Origin of the sequence: Parabacteroides caeci, assembly GCF_023656795.1 — a bacterium.
GTDB classification, from domain to species: Bacteria; Bacteroidota; Bacteroidia; order Bacteroidales; family Tannerellaceae; genus Parabacteroides; species Parabacteroides segnis.
The window spans coordinates 1-24,318 of record NZ_JAMOKT010000085.1 but is presented as its reverse complement, the minus strand read 5'-3'; the positions used below and the strand labels follow the sequence as shown (position 1 = coordinate 24,318).

The following is a 24,318-nucleotide window of genomic DNA, read 5'->3' as shown; positions in this document are numbered from 1 at the left end:
AGAGTTAACCTGTTTCATAAATAAGCAAGAAATAAGTCAACCGTTATTATTATTAAGTTTAAACCGAGTCAACCTTTTATATATATAAGACTGAAAGTAGTCAACTAAAAACGTTAACATACATTTTTATCCTTTATATCTTATTCTGAAAAGTGTTTCATAGTAATGAAACAAATGTTTCTATAGGGTGAAACAACTGTTTCATTACTATGGAACAAACAACTTCTTTAGGAGACAAAAGACAGATTGTATCAGAACAACGGATTGTCTACTTTCTCTTTCAGTAAAGCCAAGTCGATCACCTGACGGATATCTTCCACATAATGGAAAGTCAATCCTTTCACATAATCAGCTTTGATCTCTTCTATATCTTTCTGGTTTTCCTTACACAGGATCAATTCCTTGATACCTGCCCGTTTAGCTGCCAGAATCTTTTCCTTGATACCTCCTACCGGAAGCACTTTTCCGCGCAATGTTATTTCGCCGGTCATCGCCAGATTCTTTCTCACCTTACGCTGGGTGAAAGCAGAGACAAGCGAAGTGACCATAGTCACACCGGCGCTGGGCCCGTCTTTCGGTATAGCTCCTTCGGGGACATGGATATGTACATTCCAGTTTTCAAACAACTCTTCATTGATACCAAACAAAGAGGCATGCGCATGAATATACTCGAGTGCCAACATGGCAGATTCCTTCATCACATCTCCCAGATTTCCTGTCAAAGTTAACTTCGAACCTTTGCCACGGCTCAGGCTGGACTCAACGAAAAGAATCTCTCCGCCTACCGCTGTCCACGCCAACCCGGTAACAACACCGGCATAATCATTTCCCTGATATTTATCACGGCTGTATTCAACCGCTCCCAGATACTCGTGAAGATCCTCCGGTTTGATCTGTGCCGGGATTGCTTCGTCGGAAGCAACTTTACGTGCCAGCTTACGCATGATCTTGGCAATCTTCTTGTCCAGCTCACGCACACCGCTTTCACGGGTATATGATTCGATAATTATCTGCAATGTCTTTTTGGGAAGTTTTACCTTGCCTTTGCTGAGACCATGTGCCTCCAGTTGCTTCGGCACCAGATGACGGGCGGCAATCTCCACTTTTTCTTCCAGAATATATCCACTCACTTCGATCAGTTCCATACGGTCCAGCAAAGGCTGTGAGATCGTATTCAGATTGTTTGCCGTAGCGATAAACATAACTTTGCTCAGGTCATAGTCGATATCCAGATAGTTGTCGTGGAAAGTCGAGTTCTGTTCCGGATCCAGTACTTCCAACAGTGCGGAAGCCGGATCACCCTTGAAGTCATTCGTTACTTTATCTATCTCATCCAGGATAAATACAGGGTTTGAACTTCCGGCCTTCTGGATATTCTGGATAATACGGCCGCTCATTGCACCGATATATGTCCGGCGATGGCCACGAATCTCCGCTTCATCATGCAATCCGCCTAACGAGATACGCACATACTTGCGGTGCAGCGCTTCAGCGATAGATTTACCCAATGAAGTTTTACCCACTCCCGGAGGTCCGTACAGGCAGATGATAGGCGACTTCATATCACCTTTTAGCTTCAATACAGCCAAATGTTCAATGATACGTTCCTTCACCTTTTCCAGCCCGTAATGGTCGCGGTCAAGCACTTTCTGGGCATGTGTCAGATTGAAATTATCTTTGCTGTATTCATTCCAGGGCAGGTTAATAATAGTCTGCACATATTGAGTCTGGATAGAGAAATCGGGCGATTGCGGATGCAGACGCTCCAGCTTACGAACTTCTTTCTCAAATATCTCAGCAACAGAAGCCGGCCATTTCTTCTTAAAGGCCCTATCCCGTAACTCCCGTATTTCAAGTTCATTTATATTTCCACCCAGCTCTTCCTGAATAGTCTTGATCTGCTGTTGCAGAAAATATTCCCTTTGTTGCTGATTGATATCCTCATGTGTCTTCATCTGGATAGAGGCTTTCAATTCTACCAGCTGATATTCACGGTTCAGGATAAACAGCAAGCGGTATGCGCGGTCCTTCATGGCACCGATCAGCAGCAGTTCCTGTTTCTCTTCTGCTCCGCTGGGGATATTGCTACAGGAGAAATTGACCAGATAAAGAACATTCTTATTATTCTTTATGGAAAATATCAGATCGCGGGGCGGTTCGCTCAACGAACCCAGCATTTTAATTGTCAGATCCTTGATCGTTGAGATAAGCGCTTCAAACTCACGGTCGGTCTTATCCGGCATCTTATCTTCCAGCAGGGATATCTTTCCTTTCAGATAGGGTTCCGTTTCTTCCAGGGCATCCAGGGAAAAACGCTTCTTACCTTGCAGAATCACCGTTGTCGTACCGTCCGGCATTTCCAACACACGCACAATATCAGCGATCACACCGGTAGTATACAGGTCATCAAAACCCGGATCCTCCGTATTCATCTCTTTCTGGCAGACAACGCCTATCAGTGTTTTCTTCTGGACTGCTTCTTTTATCAGACGCATAGACTTAGGCCGGCCGACAATGACCGGCATGGCAACACCCGGAAAAAGAACCATATTCCTCAATGGAAGAATAGGAACGACTTTTCCTACTTTATCTATACCTTCTGTAAAATCCTCATCCACATCACACTCTGTCAGGATGGGCATTACAATCCCAATATTATCATCCAAATCGTCATACGACTCATCGGCAAACCTCTTCATTCTTTCTTTCATCATATTTCTTCCCTATCAATTGTGTAGATTGATACAATAAACGTGCCAAAGTTACAGCTTTTCAGGCAATTCTAGCTACTTTTGCACCTTACATTATAAAAATATGTATGGCAAATCCTTATTTTCAATTCAAAAAGTTCACCATCCGGCATGACAAATGCGCGATGAAGGTCGGAACAGACGCTGTATTGCTGGGAGCATGGGCGGATACGGCCTCATGCAAAAACATATTAGATATAGGAACCGGGACCGGCATCATCGCTTTGATGCTCGCCCAACGGAGCTGTGCGGACATCGATGCGATCGACATTGACAAGGATGCCTGTATCCAGGCGGAAGAAAATGTAGCAGCTTCACCTTTTGCCGGCAGAATAAAGGTCATCCCTGCTTCCTGTGCGGATTTCGCCCGCTCAACGACACTGAAAAAATATGACCTGATCGTTTCCAATCCGCCTTACTTTATCAATTCACTGAAATGTCCGGATAATAAACGTTCGGTTGCACGCCATACGGACAGCCTGCCTCTATCCGAACTGGTCGAAAACGCACGGGCATTACTCTCTTCGGCCGGACGTATAGCATTGGTATTACCTTATGAGCAACTGGAGGAAGTCAGGGAGACCGCTCAAAAGAATTCCCTGTATATTTGCCGGCAAACGGACGTGATCCCCATTCCGGGAGCACAACCCAAACGGTTACTGGTCGAATTGTCTCCTGCAAGTACAGACACAAAAAACCGGAATACACTGACCATCGAGGAAGCCCGGCATCAGTATACCCCGGAGTATATTGCTCTGACCAAAGATTTTTACCTGAAAATGTAAGGTAATTTCTTATCGAAGAAGCGGGTTACTTCACCGAACAAATTATGGACTTCCTCGGTAAAGGAAACGACTTCCGGCGTAACCACATGCAATGATTGCGGCATGATCGAAATATCGATCCGGCTGTCGGCCATAACCGGCTCACCGTCCAGATGCATAACACCCGGATTCTGGCGAATGATCGTAACCTGCTGCGCCTTCATCGTTTTGATCTTACTGTTCCGGTCTATCTGCTTCGTAAATAACTGGATTGCCAGCGGCGCTATGTCCAGTGGCGTAAAAGGAGACAGAATAGTCAGGTCCATCCGTCCGTCCTGTATATTGGCATGCGGAGCTATGAAAGCGTTATTCCCGTACTGGGAAGCATTGGCACATGCCACCAGGAAGGCTTTTTCCTTGATCGTCTGGTTGTCCACCAACAGTTCATACGGCTCCGGTTTATAACTCAGATACTCTGCTACCGTATTTTTTATATAGGTAAGAGAACCGCGCCTTTTTTCCTCGGCAAACTTCTGGCTTACTGCCGCATCGAACCCCACCCCGCAGGTGCAAAAGAAAACACGGTCGTTAGCTTTGCAGCAGTCGATTGTTGAAACATGCCCCTTTATGATCAGGTCCAACGCCCGTTTAGCATCCATCGGTATATGAAGCTCGCGGGCCAGTCCGTTGCCAGACCCCTTCGGGACAATCCCCAAAACGGCATCCGAATGAACCATAGCACGGGCTATTTCATTCACCGTACCGTCACCACCAACTGCTATAATGCAATTAGCCCCCTCATCGATCGCTTTCCGGGTCAACTCGCTGGCATGTCCCGGATATTCCGTAAAAGAAATTTCCAACGGACATCCTCCTTTCTCGCACATCCGCTCGATCATCTTAGGGATCTTTCTCTTCGATCCCACCCCGGAAATAGGATTTATTATAGCCTGTACCTTTATTTTTTTCCCGTCCATCCTAACTGTTTATAAAGATTGAAGCGACAAAAATAATGCTTTTATAAAACTTTTAAAGCATTAAGGCTACTATAAGTTATTTTTTTACTACTTTTGCGGCTGGATTTGCCGAAACATAGGTGAATATGTACACGACAAACCCTTAATTCTATATATGGAATTTTAATAAGCGAGAAAATCATTCTCTTCAATAATAATATGAAACTTTTACAAGAGAAACTAGCAAAGTACGATGCTCCTCAAAAAGCTATGGCAGCAGGGATCTATCCTTACTTCAGAATGATCGAAAGTGATCAGGATACTGAAGTGATGATCAGCGGTAAAAAAGTCCTGATGTTTGGCTCAAATGCTTATTTAGGATTGACTAATCACCCTAAAGTAAAAGAGGCAGCAATTGAAGCGATCAAAAAGTACGGTACGGGATGTGCCGGTTCACGTTTCCTGAATGGTACGCTTGACATCCATGTCCAATTGGAGAAGCGTCTGGCCGAGTTCGTAGGAAAAGAAGACGCAATCGTGTATTCAACAGGTTTCCAGGTGAATCTGGGAGTAGTATCCTGCCTGACAGGGCGTGAAGATTATATCTTATGGGACGAACTGGACCATGCCTCCATTATCGAAGGCCATCGCTTGTCTTTTTCAACCAAACTTAAATACAAGCATAACGATATGGATTCGCTGGAGAAACAACTCCAGAAATGCGAACCCGACAAAGTGAAACTGATCGTTATCGACGGTGTATTCAGTATGGAAGGAGACATAGCCAAACTTCCGGAAATCGTTGCCTTGGCAAAGAAATACAATGCCAGCATCATGGTTGACGAAGCACACGGTTTGGGAGTTCTCGGAGATCACGGACGCGGAACCTGTAACCATTTCGGTGTTACTGACGACGTCGACCTGATTATGGGTACTTTCAGTAAATCATTAGCTTCCATCGGTGGGTTTATCGCTTCAGATAAAGACACCATCAACTACCTCCGTCACAATTCACGCTCTTACATTTTCAGTGCAAGCAACACTCCGGCAGCTACCGCAGCAGCTGGTGCGGCACTTGATATTATGCTGAGCGAACCGGAACGTATCGAGCATCTGTGGAAACTGACTCACTATGCCTTGGACGGCTTCCGCAACATGGGTTGCGAAATCGGACATACGGCTACTCCGATCATTCCTTTGTTCATCCGCGACAACGACCTGACATTCCTGATCGTTAAGGAACTGTTCGAAGCAGGCATCTTCGTAAACCCGGTAGTTTCGCCGGCTGTCGCTCCGGAAGATACGCTGATCCGTTTCTCCCTGATGGCAACTCATACGAAAGAGCAGTTGGATTATGCGCTTGAAGCTATTCACAAAGTATTTAAAAGTCACGGCTTAGTAGACTAAACTGTTACTATATTTATAATAAAAGGCTCCCAAACGGTAGAAATACAGGCTTGGGGGCCTTTCACTTTTTTCCTGTTCTTGTTTTTTTACTATCCCTTGCTCATTCTCTGAGAATATTTGACTATTTTTGCGTAATTGTACGTACCATACACATTATAAAACATATATATTACCGGAAAATGGATTTCAAACTAAATAAAGGAAGCTGCTGCATGGGGAAAAAAGGATGCAGCAAAATACAAAATACAAAACTGAATACCTACGATTGGCTCTGCGACGTACCTGATGCGGAAAATGCAACCGATTATGTAGAAGTACAATTCAAAAATACCCGGAAAGGTTATTTCCTGAACAGCTCCAAAATACCTCTCGAAAAAGGAGATATGGTCGCTGTCGAAGCCAGTCCCGGACATGATATAGGAACGGTAACCCTCACCGGAAAACTTGTTCTTCTTCAAATGAAAAAGAACAATATACGTACCGGAGAAGGATACGAACCTAAAAAAGTGTACCGCAAGGCAAAGCCCACCGATATCGAGAAATACGAAGAGGCGAAAGCGAAAGAGCATGCAACCATGATCCGTTCACGCCAGATCGCAGCAGACCTGGGGCTGAACATGAAGATCGGTGACGTAGAATACCAGGGGGATGGCAACAAGGCTATTTTCTACTACATCGCAGACGAACGTGTCGACTTCCGCCAGCTGATCAAAGTCCTGGCCGAAGCATTCCGCGTACGTATCGAGATGAAGCAGATCGGAGCCCGCCAGGAAGCTGGGCGTATCGGAGGTATCGGACCTTGCGGACGCGAACTTTGCTGCTCCAGCTGGATGACCAGCTTCGTTTCGGTGGCTACCGGTGCCGCCCGTTACCAGGATATTTCCATGAACCCGCAGAAACTCGCCGGACAATGTGCAAAACTGAAATGTTGTATCAATTACGAAGTGGACGCTTATGTGGAAGCTCAGAAACGCCTGCCCTCGAGGGAGATTGTACTTGAAACGAAAGATAACAACTACTACCATTTCAAGACAGACATCTTCAAACGCGAGATAACTTATTCTACCGACAAATCATTTGCCGCGAACCTGATAACGATAACAGCCGAACGTGCATTCGACGTGATCAATATGAATAAGAAAGGAAGCAAACCGGTCACACTGGAAGCCGACACCAAACCTCAGCCGCCTAAACGCGATGCTCAGGACATTCTCGGCCAGGACAGCGTTACCCGTTTCGACTCGGTCAAGAAAAAGAAGAAAAAACGTCCGGCAGGAAACAACGGAGGCAATAACGGCAATGGTGGCGGAAACAATGCGAACGCTTCTGCCGGTGGCGAAGGCGGAAACAACAGGCCGGTAAACAACAAACAGGCCGGTAACAGACCCGTTAACAACGACAGGCAGCAGCCGGGCAATAACGACAGACAGCCGGGCAACGATAACAACAACAGGCCTTCCGGCAACAACAACGGTAGCAAAGGTGGTAACGCTAATAATAACGGTAACAACAACCGTAACAACAATAACCGGAATAACAGAAACAGACAAAAACCTAAAGGCAATAATGACAAGCAAGCGAATAATGACAAACCTCAGCAGCAAGCTAAACCGGGCAACAAACCGGAAAATAAGCCCGAAGCTTAAAGGATTCATTGTCGTTCTCTTCATATCCTTATGCTTCTCCTGCGATCAACAGGCCTTGTACGATCAGTACCAGGCCATTGATAATACAATGTGGGGGAAGGATAAGGAATATTATTTCTCTTTTCATATAGACGACATTTCCGTTCCCTACAACCTTACATTCGAGGTTCGTAATAATAATATGTATCCTTACCAGAACCTCTGGCTTTTCTGCAATGAAGAGCAGCCAATCGGTCCTTTGAAACGGGATACGATAGAATGTGTGCTGGCTGATGAGTTCGGAAAATGGCACGGGCATGGCATATCCCTGTTCCAATCCAGCTTTCCGATACGGACCAACTATAAATTCGAACACCCGGGAATGTACACGTTCAGTTTCCGCCAGGGAATGCGCGACAGTACATTGAGAGGAATCCAGGAAATCGGGTTCCGAGTAGAAAAGACTAATTGATCATCGCTCTCTCCGGGAAGCATCCAGGCGCAGGAAGATAAACAACAATATTGTAAATCCCAGCAAAGAAGAGCCTCCATAGCTGAAGAAAGGCAAGGGAATGCCGATTACGGGCGTTATTCCGGTTACCATTCCCACATTTATCGCCAGGTGAAAGAAAAAGATGGAGGCTACGCTATAGCCATACACCCGGGCAAAAGTTGTATTCTGCCGCTCGGAAAGAATGACCAGCCGGATGATAAATATCCCGAACAAGATCAGCACCACAGAGGACCCGACAAAACCGTGCTCCTCTCCTACGGTACAGAAAATAAAGTCCGTTTCCTGTTCCGGCACATATTTCAGTTTTGTTTGCGTCCCGTTTAGGAAACCTTTCCCGGTCAGTCCGCCCGACCCGATAGCGATCTTCGACTGGTTCACGTTGTAACCGGCACCGCTCGGATCATCTTCCAATCCCAACGAAACTTTGATACGGATCTGCTGATGGGGTTCCAGTATCTCATCGAACACATAATCCACCGAATACATGAAGGCCATCGATCCCAAAGCAAAGGCGGCGATCAGTGCATAATGCCAGACCCAGTTACGCATAGAAAGATATACCAGGTAAACGACAGCCAGTCCGACCAACCCCATCGAAACCCAGGCAAAGTTTACGGGAACAAACAAGGACGTAATATAAGCAGCCAAATATACGATAGCCGTTCCTCCAAGCATAACCTGCAATGCCATCCTGTCCCTGCGAACTGTCGCCACAAGAAAAAAGGAGATAACCAGTATCATGGAGGAAACAATCAACTCTCCCATATCCGTCGCACCTACTACTACATCCGAAAATTTCATCGTAGTTACAAAAAACGCCACCGCACAAACACCGGCCAGCAAAATATATCCGGACATCCCCTCCCTGTACAACATCAGAAAAAAAGCAAAATAAACCAAAGCCGAGCCAGTCTCCTTTTGCAGAATAATACAGATCATCGGCAGGAAAATCAACAGAAGCGTTATAGAGAAGTTCTTGACAGTAGTCAGCTGAAATCCATAGGAATTCATAAACTTGGCCACTGCCAGAGCTGTAGCAAACTTCGCAAACTCAGCAGGTTGTATACGAAAAGAACCCAGCTGCAACCAAGAATGGGACCCCTTTATATTGGGAGCAAAAAAGATGGTCGCTATCAGCAGAACGATAATTCCCGCATAGATCAGGTAAGCAAAGACATCAAAGAAATCGCTTTCCAACATCAGTATGACAAAAATAACCACCATCGAAACGCCCACCCACATCAGCTGCGACCCCGGACGCCCATTTATGTCAAATAAACTCATGCTGTCAAACTCAAAGCTGGCACCACAAATCGTAAACCAACCGGCCACTATCATCAACAAATAAAAGATGATGGTAAACCAGTCAATCGTTTTCCATATTTCAGTCTTTCTATACCCCACTATTTCCCGTAAATAAATAAACATGATCTTCGGTAACAACCGAATTCACCATTTTTTCTTCCAATGCCTTATCCTCAGATGCAATCTCACCTTTCAGATACAACTCCATCATCAACTTTCCGATAGGCACTCCGAACGCTGCCCCGAAACCGCCATTCTGGACATATACGCAGATAGCGACTTTCGGATTTTTATAAGGAGCGAAACCGATAAAAGCGGAATGATCCTTTCCATGAGGATTTTCGGCCGTACCGGTTTTTCCGCATACTTCAATGCCCGGTATCGCCGCAGCCCAACAAGTCCCTCCCAGTACTGCATTACGCATACCTTCTGCCACTATTTCATAATATTTTGAATCCACCGTCGGATAACGTTTTTCTGTATAAAGCGAATCCAAAGGGGTATCCTGTATTTCTTTTACGACATGAGGAGTAATAAAATAGCCCCGGTTGGCGATCGTTGCCGCCAGGTTACAGATCTGCAACGGCGTGGCGGTTACTTCTCCCTGGCCGATCGCAATAGATATGACCGTTGTTGAAGTCCAGCGATGATAATAATTATCATAAAATTCACTGTTCGGAATAAAACCTCTCCGTTCACCAGGCAAATCGATTCCCAACTTATAACCGTATCCCATAGAAACCAGATGATTCTTCCAGACCTCAAAACCTTTCTGTATAGTCGGGTAACGACGGCGGCTATCCAGCATATCATGCAGTCCCCAGCAAAAATAAGAGTTACAGGAAGTTGCCAAAGCCGGAACCAGGCTCAAAGGAGACATATGCCCATGACAAGCGGGCTTTCTTTTCGATGAGAAAGTATATCCATGTGCACAAGTATACATGGTTTCGGGCGTTATCACCCCTTCCTGTAAAAAGATCAGTCCCTGTGTCGGTTTAAATGTAGAACCGGGAGGGTAATAACCGGTTATGGAACGGTCGATAAGCGGAGTCTGAGGATCTTCTTCCAGCATCTTATGGTTTTTCCCACGCTGGCGCCCGACCAATAAACTCGGATCATAATTAGGAGAAGAGACCATACAAAGAACTTCGCCCGTCTCCGGCTCGATCATCACGATACTCCCAACCTTATTCTTCATCAACTTTTCTCCATAAGCCTGCAAATTAATATCGATCGCAAGTTTTAGATTCTTACCGGAAACAGGAGCTATATCGCTGTTCCCGTCATCATATTTCCCTTTGATACGACCATGCACATCCCGCAAGAGAATCTCCACACCTTTCTCCCCGCGCAGTTCCTTTTCATAAGAACGTTCAACACCCGCGCGCCCAGAGTTATCGCCTTGTACATAATAATCGTCTTTTTCTATATCTTTCCGGTTCACCTCACCGATATTACCCAGTATATGTGCCGCATAAGGATATTCATATTGGCGGATCGTACGATTCTGGATATAAAAGCCCGGGAATTTATATAGTTTTTCCTGCAATACCCCGCACTCCTGAGCCGAAAGATGGTTCATAAACAGTTGTGGGACATACGACGAGTATCCCGGATTCAACCGCCGGTTCTTTATTTCAGCGATCCGTTTTTCAAACTGTTCTTTTGTAATACTCAGGATATTACAGAAATCCAACGTATCGAACGGCTGGATTTCGCGCATGATAAGCATCACATCGTAAGCCGGCTGGTTATAAACCAGCAGGTTGTCATTACGGTCATAAATCATTCCGCGTGAAGGCGGCAAAGTCTTTTTCAGGAACGCATTGCTGTCTGCCCATGCTTTATAATCGTTCTCAACCACCTGGAGGTAGAATAAACGGATGATAAAGACGAGAACCAGCAGAACCACAGCGCCTATTATCACATAGCGCCTGTTCTCAAGTGTATACTTCGTATTAGTCTCCACTCTTTTGTGTCTCTATATTGAATGCTTCTATTGTACAAATTAACAATGTAGTCGTTACCACACTCGCTCCGATACGGATGGCAAGGAATAACGGATCGAACAGCGTCAACGATTCGATCAGGAATAAAGTGACATGGTGGATCACCACAAATGAAAGCACATACCGGAAGAAGCCACCATAGCCAAAGGTCTTATAGGAAGGATAAATCCCCTCGGGCAAGTCCTTCCCCATAAAAAAGCGGATCAGCGGTTCACGGATAAATCCGGCCAGCGTACAGGCTGTCGCATGCATTCCGGGGGTATTTGAAAACATATCGATCACCAGGCCAATAAGGAAAGAGAAAAGAACGACCAAGTCGCGCGACGTACCCACCGGCATCTTTATAATAAAATAAAGATACAGGAACGGCGTTGCAATCCGCAGGAAATGGATATTATTCAGGATCAAAACCTGAATTAATACCAGTACAACGAAATAAACCAATCCCCGTAATAAATTAATCATTTCTTCTCGCCTCTTGTTCTACTCTTCTTTGTTCTGCCTGATTATAATTCTTGATGATACGGACATTGTTCAGTGCCTGAAAGTCCGTAGCCAATTCCACCTCCAGTGAGAAAAAGTTATCGTCATGCTGTTTTTCAAAATCTGCCACCGTACCGACAATCAGCCCTGCCGGGAACACGCTCGAATACCCACTTGTCACGATCGTATCTCCCTTCTGGAACTCCACATGGCGCGGCAGTTTTTCCAGGTTGGCAAAACGGATATCGCGCCCTTTCCAGATCAAAGCTCCGAAATAAGTACTTCCCAACACTTTACAGCTCAACTGCGATTTCGGATTAAGCAGAGGTATGATCACAGAGAAATGATCGTTCACCGTCGAAACAATTCCTACAACTCCTCTTTCGGAAACAACTCCCATATCAGGTGCAATTCCGTCTTTACTTCCTTTGTTTACAGTGATATAATTTGAAAGATGGCTGACACTGTTATTCACCACTCCGGCCAGTATAAAACTATATGCAAACTGCTCGGTCGAATCAGGAGCAAACCCGGCAAAAGCAACCGTATCCGCCACCATCATATCCAGACGGTCCTGCAACTCCAGCAATTCCATCTCCAGTTGCCCGTTCCTTTCCAGCAATTCCTTGTTGATCTCATGCAGGTTCAAATACGATGTTACATAACCGGAAACGGACGCAATATGTCCTGTCAATACGTTTGCCGAACTGAAGATGATATTCCGCTGGTATGCATTATTACGATAAATCAGCATCAGCGAAACAATCTCAAGCAAAACGAACAGGAACCAATGCCTCTTTCTTACCAGGAAGTCCAGCAGTTTACGCATAAATAATAATGTGCCAATTTGATAATGTGCCAATATGCCAATTAATCAATACACCGACGAATGCGTCTTTTATTGGCACATTGCATATTGATTAACTGGCACATTATTTCCCTTATCGAATAAGGAAATTAAATTTATCTATATTCTTTAATGCAACGCCTGTACCTATTGCAACCGCATGCAACGGATCTTCTGCAATATGGAACGGGATGTTGATCTTATCCGTCAAACGTTTGTCAAGCCCGCGCATCAAAGCACCACCACCAGCCAGGTAGATACCGTTACGTACGATATCGGCATACAGTTCGGGAGGGGTCTGCTCGAGTGCACTCAGGATAGCCGCTTCCATCTTGGAGATCGATTTCTCCAGGCAATGTGCGATTTCCTGATAAGAAACGGGAACTTCCATCGGAAGAGCCGTCATCTGGTTCGGACCATGTACGATATAATCTTCAGGAGGATTATCCAGGAACGTCAGCGCTGAACCGACATTGATCTTGATCAGTTCGGCAGTACGTTCACCCACCTTCACATTGTGCTGGCGGCGCATATATTCCATAATATCAGCCGTCAGGTCATCCCCTGCAATACGGATCGATTTATTGGAAACGATACCGCCCAGCGAGATAACAGCGATCTCGGTCGTACCACCGCCTATATCCACGATCATATTGCCTTCGGGTGCTTCTACGTCGATACCGATACCGATTGCAGCAGCCATAGGTTCATAAATCATGTAGACGTCGCGTCCGCCGGCATGCTCGGCAGAGTCGCGTACGGCACGGATCTCCACTTCAGTACTGCCCGAAGGAATACAAACCACGATACGCAGCGAAGGTGAGAACCAGCGGTGTTTCGGATTTATCATTTTAATCATGCCGCGTATCATTTGCTCGGCAGCAAAGAAGTCGGCAATCACGCCATCGCGGAGCGGACGGATCGTACGAATATTCTCGTGCGTCTTTCCATGCATCTGGCGTGCCTTTTCTCCGACCGCCAATACTTTGTCGGTACGCCGGTCGAGGGCAACTACCGATGGCTGATCCACTACGACCTTACCACCACTGATGATGATGGTATTCGCAGTACCCAGGTCCATCGCTATTTCTTGTGTGAAAGAAAATAATCCCATAAAAATAATGTGTTAATTTGCCAATGTGCTAATGTGCCAATGAAAAGTGCTTATAATTGGCACATTGGCATATTGTCTTATTGGCATATTATTAATGTTTGAAATGACGGACACCCGTCTTAACCATAGCCAAGCCATGCTCGTTGCAATAATCAACAGACAGCTTGTCATTTACAGAACCACCCGGCTGAATAACAGCAGTAATACCTGCTTTATCAGCTATTTCAACACAGTCAGGGAAAGGGAAAAATGCATCAGAAGCCATAACGGCACCTTTCAAATCGAATTCGAAAGCGTTTGCCTTTTCAATGGCCTGTTTCAAAGAATCCACGCGAGATGTCTGACCGATACCGCTTGCGCAAAGTTGTTTGTTCTTTACCAAAGTGATAGCGTTCGATTTGCTGTGCTTCACCAGTTTATTAGCGAACAACAGGTCCTCTGTTTCCTGTGCGGAAGGTTGTTTGTCAGTCATCGGTTCCAGATCTGCGGCAGTCTGGATACTCAGGTCTTTTTCCTGCATCAATGCACCATTTAACAGTGAACGGAATTGCATCGGACAAGTCTTTGCATCCTTGCGGACCAGGATGATGCGGTTTTTCTTCTGCATCAACACTTCCAAAGCGTCTTTTGTATATTCCGGGGCGATGATTACTTCGAAGAAAATCTTGTTGATCTCTTCGGCTACTTCTTTATCGATTGCGCTGTTGGTAATCAGGATACCGCCGAATGCAGAAACCGGGTCTCCGGCCAGTGCCTCTTTCCATGCTTCAAGCACAGTCGGACGGGATGCGATACCGCAGGCATTATTATGTTTCAGGATAGCGAATGTCAGTTCGTCGAACTCGTCGATCAGGCTAACGGCAGCATCGATATCCAACAGGTTGTTGTAGGAGATCTCTTTACCATGGATCTGGTCGAACATATCGTTGAACTTGCCATAGTATTTAGCAGCCTGGTGAGGATTTTCACCATAACGCAGGTGCATCGGCTGGTCTACGGCAGCACGGAAATGCGAACCCTCGCCTCCATCGAAATAATTGAAAATAGCAGAGTCATAGCCGGATGAAACAGCAAATGCTTCTTTGGCGAACCATTTACGGTCTTCCAGGGAAGTTTCTGCACCCTTTTCATTCAACACCTGCATCAACGGCTGATACTGTGCTTTGGATGCTACGATCACTACATCTTTAAAGTTTTTTGCAGCGGCACGGATCAATGAGATACCGCCTATATCTATCTTTTCGATAATTGCCTGTTCTTCTGCGCCTGAAGCTACTGTTTCTTCAAACGGATAGAGGTCTACAATCACCAGGTCGATTTCAGGAATTTCGTATTCTGCAATCTGCGCTTTATCGCCTTCGTTATCTCTGCGGTTGAGAATACCTCCAAAAACTTTCGGGTGAAGAGTCTTAACACGTCCTCCCAGGATAGAAGGATAACCGGTCAGGTCTTCCACTGCATCGCAAGGGATATTTAATGATTCGATAAATGTCTGAGTTCCACCTGTTGACACGAAGGTTACACCTTCGCTATGAAGTTTCTTTAATATTTCATCCAGTCCCTCTTTATGGTATACAGAGACCAATGCACGCTTGATACGTTTTGTTGCAGCCATCTTTGTTCGGTTTATTTTAATGTTTTAGAGCACAAAAGTAGATAATTATTTTCAATAAGCACATAGGATAAGTAAATTTCTTTCCATAACAAAAGCGGGGATTTTTCATGCTATCCTGTTGATAGTGAAAAGTCCCCGCCATAAATAACGGAACGAACGCGATCCGTGTTAACGTTTATTCATTGCTCTCAACAAATTCTTACCAACCTTAAACCTGACGCTGGTACGGGGAGCGATCGGACAACTCTCTCCGGTACGGGGATTACGGCCTGCACGAAAACTCTGTTTCCAGGGACGGAAAGTGCCGAAGCCTTGCAGAACAATATCGTTCCCGTCACTCAGTCCCTCCTCCATCAGAACCTCCACCATCTGCCGCGCAACCACCTCGGTACATCCGACCCGGGATGCCATTGATTTTATTAAGTCTGTTTTATTCATAATTATTAGGTTGTTTCTGTTATTATCAAAATAGAACTATCCAATTATAGACTGATTGTTACTGGCTCCCCTCTTGAGAGACTGTGTAAAAACTAGTCTCTCGAGAGGGGAGAGAGACACTTTCGTCGCTGATAATCAACTCTAACATAACCTGGCGGTTGATGGCGGTGCGGGGTAGGTTTTTACGTCTTCACGGTCGAGGTAATGGCCGGCGGGTAGTAACGAGCTACGCGGTACATCTCCGACAGGGTGAGCCGGGCGGGATGCGAATATAAGAGGCGGGCGGCTTCGGCGTCGCTAACCGGAGCCGATTCTTAACTGAGGCGCAGTTCCACGCGGCGCAGGTAGGGGAAGATGTCGCGCAGTAGTTCGCCGTAGACGCGGCCGTCTTCCAGTTGCATCAGGTAGGTTTCGCAGCCTTCGAAGATGCCGTAGTTGTCGATGATGAAACAGACTGCTTCCGCATAGGGTTTGCCGGAAACAGAGACCATGCGGCGCAGTTCCTCCAGTCTTCCGCCACGCTGCCACAGATCACCGGGCAGCCTTCCGACAGGTAACGGCGGCTGATGTAGGTGCGGAACTCTTCGGCACGCTGGCGCGACAATGTCTCGTTATGCTGGTAGGAGCCTTCGGGCGAGGCGTAGCTGGCGACCAGCACCTGACGAAACTGCGAAATACCGGATTCATCTTCGGGGATCAGGAAACGGATTTCCTTGTTATAGCGGTTGTAGATCGCGGCAGTGGGTTCGCCGGCTATCTTCACACAGGGCGGTACTCCTTCCCCACCCTCTGCGAGGGTACGGGCCGGAAGGGCGGCGGAAAAGGCTATATATAATATGTATAGGAAATGTTTCATATGCCGGGCGGATTAGTGGATAAAAAAGATCAGGGAGACGTCCGCACGCGTCGGGCCGAAATAATGACGGCGGAATATTCCGAGCACTTCCGTACAGTCGTAGCAGACGTATTTTTCATATTGCATATAGGCGTAGCCGGCACCGACAAACGCTTCCCCCCCAATGGCGGCCGATCACCCAATGGTAGCCCCGGTAGTTTTTCTCTTCCATTCCCGGGATAAACGGGATATTTCCGATATTGAAATGGCCGTAGTGGCCGTGAAGGCCGAAGAAGTGGCCCTCATACGTCTGGCAGGGCCAGTAGCGCAGTTCGGGTTGTACGAGGTAATGTTTGAGCGACATATCGTTTTTGAACTCCCAGGCATTGTAAGCGCCCCAAAGGTCAAGACTCATTTTCCTGCCCAGGCGGAACTCGAATCCCATATTCGAGGTGCTCGTTCCCAAATAGAGAAGGTTACTTTTCAATGACACATATTGTCCGTGAAGAGGAATGGATACCATATGCAAACACATGAGTATCAGCATATAAAAGAGTCTCTTTTCTATCGTTTATCTTTCTTTATCCTATAGACCTTATTTACGAAATAAGGGGCAGGGCTTCATTTAAGGGAAAGAAAAATACCTGTAAACTGATAGGAAAAAGGCTTTTTTAAAGGGGAAAAAGACCGGTTTCGCACAGGTTTATATAGTGAAAGGGTGTTAATTAGATTGATGCCCGGGGACAGTATACACCAAAACAGGCAGGATAAGACTTTTTAAGTAAAAGTTAGTAGCTGACAGACAAAAATAGTTGCTTAGGCACCACTCAGGTACATAACAATCTAGTCTAAAGCAAATTCATGTTTCAAAAATATCTTAATATATGCTTCCACTTTGTTTTTATCCCCTATCTTTGCCGTACAAGATGCTTTGAAAAACAAGTTTTACTGCATTCTGGAAGTTAATATTAATACTTGCCACCCTTATTTCGTAAATAAGGGTTCAGGCCCTTTCCAGAAACATATCGGCCGCTTTCTTCGTAATCTTCGCATTCGCCTTGTTCAGTACCGACTGGTCCAATTGGGCCAGGTAGATACGGGTTGTCTTCTCCGAAGTATGTCCCATGGCCTGGCTGATCACTGCCACCGGGATATTCTGCCGGAGCGCCTCGGTAGCCCACGAATGCCGTGCCACATAGGAGGTCAGCTTCACCGACAGATGCAGGCGCTCACCAATAATCACAAGCAGGCTGTTGTATTTACGGAGCGCAGCTTTATAGGCTTCGTATCCGTCCTTGCCCGCCGAGAGGACCGGGAAAAGGTAAGGGGAACCTTTCTGCCCATACTTTCTCAACAGTAACCGCATGGCAGGCGTAATCCCCACCCGTATCAGCGCCCCGGTCTTATGCCGGTAATAAACGATCTCACCGCCCACGATGTTTTTCTTTGTCAGGTAGGCAAGGTCCACAAAAGGGATTCCGCAAGCGAGGTAAGAGAAAATAAACAGGTCGAGCGCTTCACGTAGCGAAGGTTCCGCCGGATAGTCCGCCTGCATCACTTTATTGACTTCCGCGATCTTCAAGGCACGTTTGGCCGTTTCCTCCCGTTTGAGATGCAACCCGGCAAAAGGGTCGCTGGCCGGTCCGGGCAGTCCTTCCCGCAAAGCGGTATGGCAAAGCGCCCGGAAACTGCTCAGGTAACTGTTCACCGTATTCACCGCCAGCCCTTCGGCGCGCAGAGAACTGCCAAAATCATCCACCATGGCGGCGGTTATATCTGTCCATTGCAGCGAAGCGCCTTTCCAAAAACGGTACAGCCGGTTGCGAACCACACGGTAGAGATCGGCCGTACTATCCTTTCCCGCCTCCCGCTTCCGGGCGACCTGAAAGTCCATGTAAACGAAAATGTTTTGTGTCATATTTCTTATATCATTATAGAAAAAAACAAATGTACAACAAGTTATACGCTGCGGGAAGTTCCAAAAAGTCAATAGATTTTAGTATCTTTGCGCACTCATTCGAAAAATTAATAGGTATTCAATATATGATAACGGTAAACAATCTGGACGTACAGTTCGGCAAACGTATCCTCTTTCAGGATGTAAACATGAAGTTTACGCCGGGTAACTGCTACGGTATTATCGGTGCCAACGGTGCCGGAAAATCAACATTTCTCCGCGTAATCAGCAAACAGCTCGACCCGACACGCGGTTCGGTAACTTTAGGCCCGGGAGAACGTCTTTCGGTATTAAGCCAGGACCACTTTGCTTTCGACGAATATACAGTTATGGACACGGTCCTGATGGGACACACCACCTTGTGGGAAGTCATGAGCGAAAAGAATGCGCTTTACGAAAAGCCTGACTTCAGCGATGCCGACGGTATCCGCGTTTCGGAACTCGAAGAGAAGTTCGCCGAGATGGAAGGATGGAACGCCGAAAGCGATGCAGCCAACTTGTTGAGCGGCCTGGGTATCGCCGAAGAGTACCATTACAGCATGATGAAAGACCTGAGCGGTAAGCAGAAGGTGCGTATATTACTTGCCCGCGCCCTTTTCGGACAGCCGGACAACCTGCTACTGGATGAGCCGACCAACGACCTCGACCTTGAAACGGTGAGCTGGCTGGAAAATTACCTGTCCAACTCCGACCACACGATCCTGGTAGTGAGCCACGACCGTCACTTCCTCGACTCTGTCTGTACACACACCGTAGATATCGACTTCGGTAAACTGCAAATGTTTGCCGGTAACTATAGCTTCTGGTACGAATCAAGCCAATTGGCACTCCGCCAGCAGCAGAACCAGAACAAGAAAGCGGAAGAAAAGAAAAAGGAACTGGAAGAGTTTATCCGCCGTTTCAGTGCCAACGTGGCAAAGTCCAAACAGACTACCAGCCGTAAGAAGATGATCGAAAAGCTGAATATCGAAGAGATCAAACCGTCTTCACGCCGTTATCCGGGTATTATCTTTACCCCGAACCGCGAGCCGGGCAACCAGATTCTCGAAGTGAAAGGACTGACGAAAAGCATCGAGGGCAAAGTTTTGTTCAAAGATCTGAACTTCAACGTAGAGAAGGACGACAAGATTGTATTCATCAGCCGCGACCCTCGTGCCATGACTGCCCTCTTCCAGATTATCAACGGAGAAGAAAAGCCGGAAGCCGGTACTTTCCAATGGGGCCAGACGATCACAACGACCTATCTGCCGCTGGATAATGCCAAATATTTCGATTCCGATTATAACCTGATCGACTGGCTGAGCCAGTTCGCCGGAGATACCAACGAAGTATTCCTGAAAGGTTTCCTCGGCCGTATGCTGTTCTCGGGTGAAGAATTGCTGAAAAAGGTTAGCGTATTGTCCGGAGGTGAAAAGATGCGTTGTATGATTTCCCGGATGATGTTGACGGATGCAAACTGCCTGATCCTGGATACACCGACCAACCACCTGGATCTGGAATCTATCCAGGCATTCAATAATACGTTGCAGTCATTCAGAGGAAACGTCCTTTTCTCCAGTCATGACCACGAGTTCATCCAGACGGTGGCAAACCGTATTATCGAACTGACCCCTAACGGCATCATCGACAAGATGATGGATTACGATGATTACATCACCGATCCGGCAGTAGCCGAATTACGAGAAAAGTTATATAAATAGTAACTTTTCCCCTCTGGAGAGGGGGCAGGGGGTGTGTATTACATATATTATATAGAGATGAAAAAGCGGTTGTTATTCCTTCTGACAGTATTTATTGGCTGGCTTCCGGTCCTCGCCATTCAAAAGCCGGTCTTCATGTTATATCACCATGCCTTAGCGAACGGGGGTTCGCTAACCGATTACCTTAAGGTAATTACTCATGGGTTGTTGCTTGATTGTACGGTTTCTGGATATCTGACAGTTATTCCGCTTCTCTCTGTATTGATTTCCATCTGGTTGCCGGGGAGGTTCTATCAGAAGTTCCTGAAAAGTTATTTTCTGATTATGGGAATCGTGGTTGCAGCCATCTTTGCGGTAGACGTTGCCCTGTATGGTTATTGGGGATTCCGGCTGGACGCCACCCTGTTCTTTTACCTGCAATCGCCCGCCGACGCCATGGCCAGCGTACCGGTCGGTACATTCCTGCTTCAGTTCGCTCTTTTCGGGATCTATGCTTACGGGATATTCTGGTTGTTTAAACGGTTTATCGTACCTTTATTTCCCGCGACCCCGGCCCAAAACAGATTGGGAGGAACAATCATAGTCCTGCTGCTCGCCGGCATCCTTTTCATTCCGATCCGAGGAGGAGTGACTACTTCAACCGCCAATGTCGGTATGGTCTATTTCAGCAAAAACCAGTTTCTGAACCACTCGGCGATCAACCCGGCATTCAGCCTGCTCGCTTCTCTCAGCAAACAACAGGATTTTGCCGCCCAGTTCAATTTCTTCCCGGAAGAAGAGAGAAAGGAGCGCTATGCCGCACTGACCCTTCCGGATGACAGCCTGACAAATAACACGGAAAAGGTCAGTCTACTGACAACCGACCGTCCAAACATACTGATCATCCTGATGGAAAGTTTTACAGCAAACGCCATCGAAGCCGTGGGAGGAGAAGCGGGTGTCACCCCGAATCTGAACAGGCTAAGCAAAGAGGGGATCACCTTCACCAATATGTATGCCAACTCCTTCCGTACCGACAGGGGGATTGTTGCCGTACTGAACGGTTACCTGGCACAACCGACGACTTCTATCATGAAGTATCCCGCCAAAAGCCAGACACTTCCCTCTATCGCCAAAAGCCTGGGAGAACAGGGATATGTAGCCGATATGCTTTACGGGGGAGATATCAACTTTACGAATATGCAAAGTTACTTCTTCAGTTCGGGATACAGCCAAATCACTGCCGACCGTGACTTTCCACTCTCCAGCCGCCTCAGCAAATGGGGAGCAAACGATGACATCACTTTCACCCATCTATACGAATCGATCAAAGACCGGGATGAAAAGACGCCGTGGCTCAGTACATTCCTGACACTGAGCAGCCATGAACCGTTCGAAGTGCCTTTCCACCATCTGGATGACCCGTATCTTAACTCCGTTGCATTTACCGACAGTTGCATCGGTAGCTTTGTAGATAAGCTAAAGGAATTGCCGACCTGGAAGAACACGCTGGTCGTATTGATATCCGACCACGGCTTCCGTTACCCTTCAACACTGACGGATTACGAACCCCGCCGTTTCCACATCCCGATGATCTGGTTGGGCGGAGCCGTTAAAGAGCCGATGGTGATTGACACCTATGCCAACCAGACAGATCTGGCTGCCACCCTATTGTGCCAGCTGAACCTGCCGCACGACTCCTTCATATTCAGCCGCGACATACTCGATCCCGGCTCCCCAAAATATGCCTTCTACACCTTCCCCAACGGATTCGGTTTCATCGACAGCACGGGCGTTTCAGTATATGACAACGAAAGCAACAAACCCTTGCTCGAAACCCCGGTAACAAACAGCGAAACCCGCCTGAATAAAGGCAAAGTACTGTTACAAACGCTGTATGACGATTTGGGTAGCAGGTGAAGATAATCAAAAAATAAGCGTCGGATTACAATGATTTTTTACTCATCCTGTAACCCGACGTTTTTCACAATTTTAACCTTACAACTTACCTAGTCACAATCAAAACCATAATCTGCAATACCGTCCACTTCTGAGGGCCAGCCCGGATTCTGATACAAGGTGGATTTTCCTGTATTCTTATCTGTCGTCAGAAGGAAATCTGTTACTGGTATAGGTTCCAGATAATGGGGTTTCGGAAAGGTATATCCCCAGTAAGCAGCCCCCGTAGCCGATTTCTGCAACGGACGAATATACTTGGAAATCCCGGCCTGCGATACGATTCCTTCACCGATGGTAGACGGATCGTATAATTTATACATTTCTTCCCATAAATTAATTCCTTCTACCTGATAGTCGACCATTTTATCCAGTGCACGCCATCTCTTCAGATCGTCGAGCCGCATGCCTTCGGCCACGAATTCGCAACGCCGTTCTCTGCGAATATTATAAAGGGTCTTATCCACATATCTCTCTTTCGACCAAACTGCCAGATCATTCTCTTGCGCCAGGTCAGTGGCTTCAATAGTTGCTCTATAATCAGGATTCACACCGGCACGAATACGAACGGCTTTCCAATAAACATCACATTTTCCGTCCAATTGCCCATGGCGTTCGTAATAAGCCTCCAGATAAGTCAAATACGCTTCGGCAGAACGGAAGATCGGTGTAGCCGTCGTTCCCTGGTATTGCGCCTGCTGCCCTTCTACATCGCTGACATATTTCTTTACATCATATCCTGTCGTTGCTGCTTCATTTCCCGTCAAGGTGATTTGCGGTGTATGATAGAAGATTGTATCACCGGAAATCCTGCTGACTATTTTGACAGAATTAGTCAGACGGGTATCACGATTTCTCATTTCTAAACGAAGTTCTTTATCTCCTAAATATCCGGAATTGGCATGATAGATGGGCAAACCGTTTGTCATCAGGTATGAGTTAACCATACTGCGTGTCAATCCTGTTCCAGCTCCCGTACGTCCCAGATAATTGGAACAACTGTGCGAAAGGATTCCTGCGATATAATAGCGGGCCAATATAACCTCGTCATTGTCGTTAAAAGGATCCAACTTATTGAACATTGTGATATAGTCCGTATCTAACTGCCGATTTGAGGCTACTACATCAGCGGCAGCTATTGCCTGATCAAAAAAGAAATTATATTCTGCTTCCGCACTTCCGGCAACAAATTTAAAGTCCGGATAAGTAGTAGCTCCAACCCATTTGGAGTTACCCGGCACAAAAGTCGTCCCTGCATGGTATTTTTCCCATGTTCCTTCGTACAAAGCAACACGCGCCTTCAACAAATAAGCGACATCCTTACACAAACGACCGGATTCAGGAGCTTTTTCCATCATTAATTCAATCGCCTTATCGAGGTCACTCAATATAAAACGGGCGATTTCATTACGCGGCGTACGTTTGCTAGCAGCCGTCAATACCTCCGTTTCATCGCTTAACATCTCTTCTATCTTCGGAACGTCGCCGTAGTTACGGAGCAACCGAAAATATTCGTACGCCCTGAAGAAATAACCTTCGCCCAGATAATGATTAATGAATTCCTCTGTACCGACCATTGCGCCTGCAGCTATCTGATCTTCCGTCTTCCTGATAAAATAGTTGATACCACGCAGGTTTTTAAACTTCCAGTCAGAGTTATCCGCATTGACCGTTTTCTTTTCTCCTTTATAAAACAGATTACTGATACTGTTACCTATCTGGTTGTCGCTGGTATTATCTACCGTATAGATTCCTCCCCACAACGATTCCATTTTCGGGAACAGGGAATAGTAGTCGTTAACAAATATCTTTAAATCCTCGGGATTTTTAAAATAAGCGCTCTCATTTCCGAAATCCATCGGTTCGCGATCCAGAAAATCGCAGGACGAGAAACTCAATCCGAGTAAAGTTAATCCTAAAATAAAATATCTTTTCATATACATTTTCCATTTAAAATCCAAACAAAGTTGGATAATTCATTATTAATTAACTTTTATAATTTATCTTTGTATCAGGATGTTAAGAGGAAGTAGGCTCTGCTGAGGAGCAACCTACCAGCAATAA

Annotated in this window: 20 protein-coding genes; 6 read left to right on the top strand and 14 right to left on the bottom strand. The window is 46.3% G+C overall.

Annotated features, from left to right (window positions below):
* Positions 1 to 251 precede the first annotated feature (251 nt).
* Entirely contained in the window at positions 252 to 2,714 is a 2,463-nt protein-coding gene (gene lon, locus NBH15_RS26360; protein ID WP_128135010.1) for an endopeptidase La, read from the bottom strand.
* A 104-nt stretch (positions 2,715 to 2,818) separates the two neighbouring features.
* Here lon and NBH15_RS26355 point away from each other — a divergent pair, with 104 nt between their 5' ends.
* Positions 2,819 to 3,535, top strand: a complete 717-nt coding sequence (locus NBH15_RS26355) for a tRNA1(Val) (adenine(37)-N6)-methyltransferase (protein ID WP_250823986.1) — start codon at positions 2,819 to 2,821, stop codon at positions 3,533 to 3,535.
* On the opposite strand, the gene NBH15_RS26350 is transcribed toward NBH15_RS26355, so the two are convergent.
* Positions 3,520 to 4,491 (bottom strand): diacylglycerol/lipid kinase family protein, encoded by a 972-nt coding sequence (locus NBH15_RS26350; RefSeq protein ID WP_128135008.1) that lies wholly within the window; start codon positions 4,489 to 4,491, stop codon positions 3,520 to 3,522. The genes NBH15_RS26355 and NBH15_RS26350 overlap by 16 nt on opposite strands.
* 198 nt (positions 4,492 to 4,689) lie before the next feature.
* On the opposite strand from NBH15_RS26350, the gene spt reads away from it, so the two are divergent.
* From spt to gldH, 3 genes are all read left to right on the top strand, one after another.
* On the top strand, positions 4,690 to 5,877 hold the full coding sequence (spt, locus tag NBH15_RS26345) for a serine palmitoyltransferase (RefSeq protein ID WP_186959964.1): 1,188 nt from the start codon (positions 4,690 to 4,692) through the stop codon (positions 5,875 to 5,877).
* Positions 5,878 to 6,056: 179 nt separating this feature from the next.
* Positions 6,057 to 7,523 (top strand): PSP1 domain-containing protein, encoded by a 1,467-nt coding sequence (locus tag NBH15_RS26340; protein ID WP_250823985.1) that lies wholly within the window; start codon positions 6,057 to 6,059, stop codon positions 7,521 to 7,523.
* Positions 7,462 to 7,974, top strand: coding sequence for a gliding motility lipoprotein GldH (gene gldH / locus NBH15_RS26335; protein ID WP_128135006.1), 513 nt, complete (start codon positions 7,462 to 7,464; stop codon positions 7,972 to 7,974). The genes NBH15_RS26340 and gldH overlap by 62 nt, the downstream gene beginning before the upstream one ends.
* Here gldH and rodA read toward each other — a convergent pair whose 3' ends face one another.
* The 11 genes from rodA to NBH15_RS26285 all read right to left on the bottom strand — a co-directional run bounded on the left by rodA (position 7,975) and on the right by NBH15_RS26285 (position 18,580).
* On the bottom strand, positions 7,975 to 9,420 hold the full coding sequence (gene rodA / locus NBH15_RS26330; RefSeq protein WP_128135016.1) for a rod shape-determining protein RodA: 1,446 nt from the start codon (positions 9,418 to 9,420) through the stop codon (positions 7,975 to 7,977).
* The gene (gene mrdA, locus NBH15_RS26325) at positions 9,410 to 11,290 is read right to left on the bottom strand and encodes a penicillin-binding protein 2 (RefSeq protein ID WP_128135005.1); all 1,881 of its coding nucleotides are present in this window, start codon (positions 11,288 to 11,290) and stop codon (positions 9,410 to 9,412) included. Before mrdA ends, rodA begins: the two co-directional genes overlap by 11 nt.
* Complete coding sequence (gene mreD / locus NBH15_RS26320; RefSeq protein ID WP_128135004.1) at positions 11,280 to 11,795, bottom strand: rod shape-determining protein MreD; 516 nt, start codon at positions 11,793 to 11,795, stop codon at positions 11,280 to 11,282. Before mreD ends, mrdA begins: the two co-directional genes overlap by 11 nt.
* Positions 11,788 to 12,642: a rod shape-determining protein MreC gene (mreC, locus tag NBH15_RS26315; RefSeq protein WP_122327343.1), complete on the bottom strand. Its 855-nt coding sequence runs from the start codon at positions 12,640 to 12,642 to the stop codon at positions 11,788 to 11,790. Before mreC ends, mreD begins: the two co-directional genes overlap by 8 nt.
* A gap of 112 nt (positions 12,643 to 12,754) precedes the next feature.
* Positions 12,755 to 13,774, bottom strand: coding sequence for a rod shape-determining protein (locus NBH15_RS26310; protein ID WP_007659018.1), 1,020 nt, complete (start codon positions 13,772 to 13,774; stop codon positions 12,755 to 12,757).
* A 91-nt stretch (positions 13,775 to 13,865) separates the two neighbouring features.
* Positions 13,866 to 15,389 (bottom strand): bifunctional phosphoribosylaminoimidazolecarboxamide formyltransferase/IMP cyclohydrolase, encoded by a 1,524-nt coding sequence (gene purH / locus NBH15_RS26305; RefSeq protein WP_007659019.1) that lies wholly within the window; start codon positions 15,387 to 15,389, stop codon positions 13,866 to 13,868.
* 168 nt (positions 15,390 to 15,557) lie between these two features.
* Positions 15,558 to 15,827, bottom strand: coding sequence for an HU family DNA-binding protein (locus NBH15_RS26300; protein ID WP_007659020.1), 270 nt, complete (start codon positions 15,825 to 15,827; stop codon positions 15,558 to 15,560).
* A gap of 400 nt (positions 15,828 to 16,227) precedes the next feature.
* On the bottom strand, positions 16,228 to 16,683 hold the full coding sequence (locus NBH15_RS26295; protein WP_007659021.1) for a hypothetical protein: 456 nt from the start codon (positions 16,681 to 16,683) through the stop codon (positions 16,228 to 16,230).
* A gap of 12 nt (positions 16,684 to 16,695) precedes the next feature.
* Positions 16,696 to 16,809 (bottom strand): DUF3575 domain-containing protein, encoded by a 114-nt coding sequence (locus NBH15_RS29445; protein ID WP_350472305.1) that lies wholly within the window; start codon positions 16,807 to 16,809, stop codon positions 16,696 to 16,698.
* On the bottom strand, positions 16,799 to 17,209 hold the full coding sequence (locus tag NBH15_RS26290) for a DUF3575 domain-containing protein (RefSeq protein WP_350472304.1): 411 nt from the start codon (positions 17,207 to 17,209) through the stop codon (positions 16,799 to 16,801). Before NBH15_RS26290 ends, NBH15_RS29445 begins: the two co-directional genes overlap by 11 nt.
* 456 nt (positions 17,210 to 17,665) lie before the next feature.
* The gene (locus tag NBH15_RS26285; RefSeq protein ID WP_250823984.1) at positions 17,666 to 18,580 is read right to left on the bottom strand and encodes a site-specific integrase; all 915 of its coding nucleotides are present in this window, start codon (positions 18,578 to 18,580) and stop codon (positions 17,666 to 17,668) included.
* Positions 18,581 to 18,705: 125 nt separating this feature from the next.
* Between NBH15_RS26285 and NBH15_RS26280 the strand changes: the two genes are divergently transcribed.
* Positions 18,706 to 20,319, top strand: coding sequence for an ABC-F family ATP-binding cassette domain-containing protein (locus NBH15_RS26280; RefSeq protein ID WP_186960830.1), 1,614 nt, complete (start codon positions 18,706 to 18,708; stop codon positions 20,317 to 20,319).
* Between the two features lie 57 nt (positions 20,320 to 20,376).
* Positions 20,377 to 22,218 (top strand): LTA synthase family protein, encoded by a 1,842-nt coding sequence (locus NBH15_RS26275; RefSeq protein ID WP_199722560.1) that lies wholly within the window; start codon positions 20,377 to 20,379, stop codon positions 22,216 to 22,218.
* 89 nt (positions 22,219 to 22,307) lie between these two features.
* Here the strand turns inward: NBH15_RS26275 and NBH15_RS26270 are convergent, their stop codons facing one another.
* Positions 22,308 to 24,191: a RagB/SusD family nutrient uptake outer membrane protein gene (locus tag NBH15_RS26270; RefSeq protein WP_158599434.1), complete on the bottom strand. Its 1,884-nt coding sequence runs from the start codon at positions 24,189 to 24,191 to the stop codon at positions 22,308 to 22,310.
* Positions 24,192 to 24,318 lie beyond the last annotated feature (127 nt).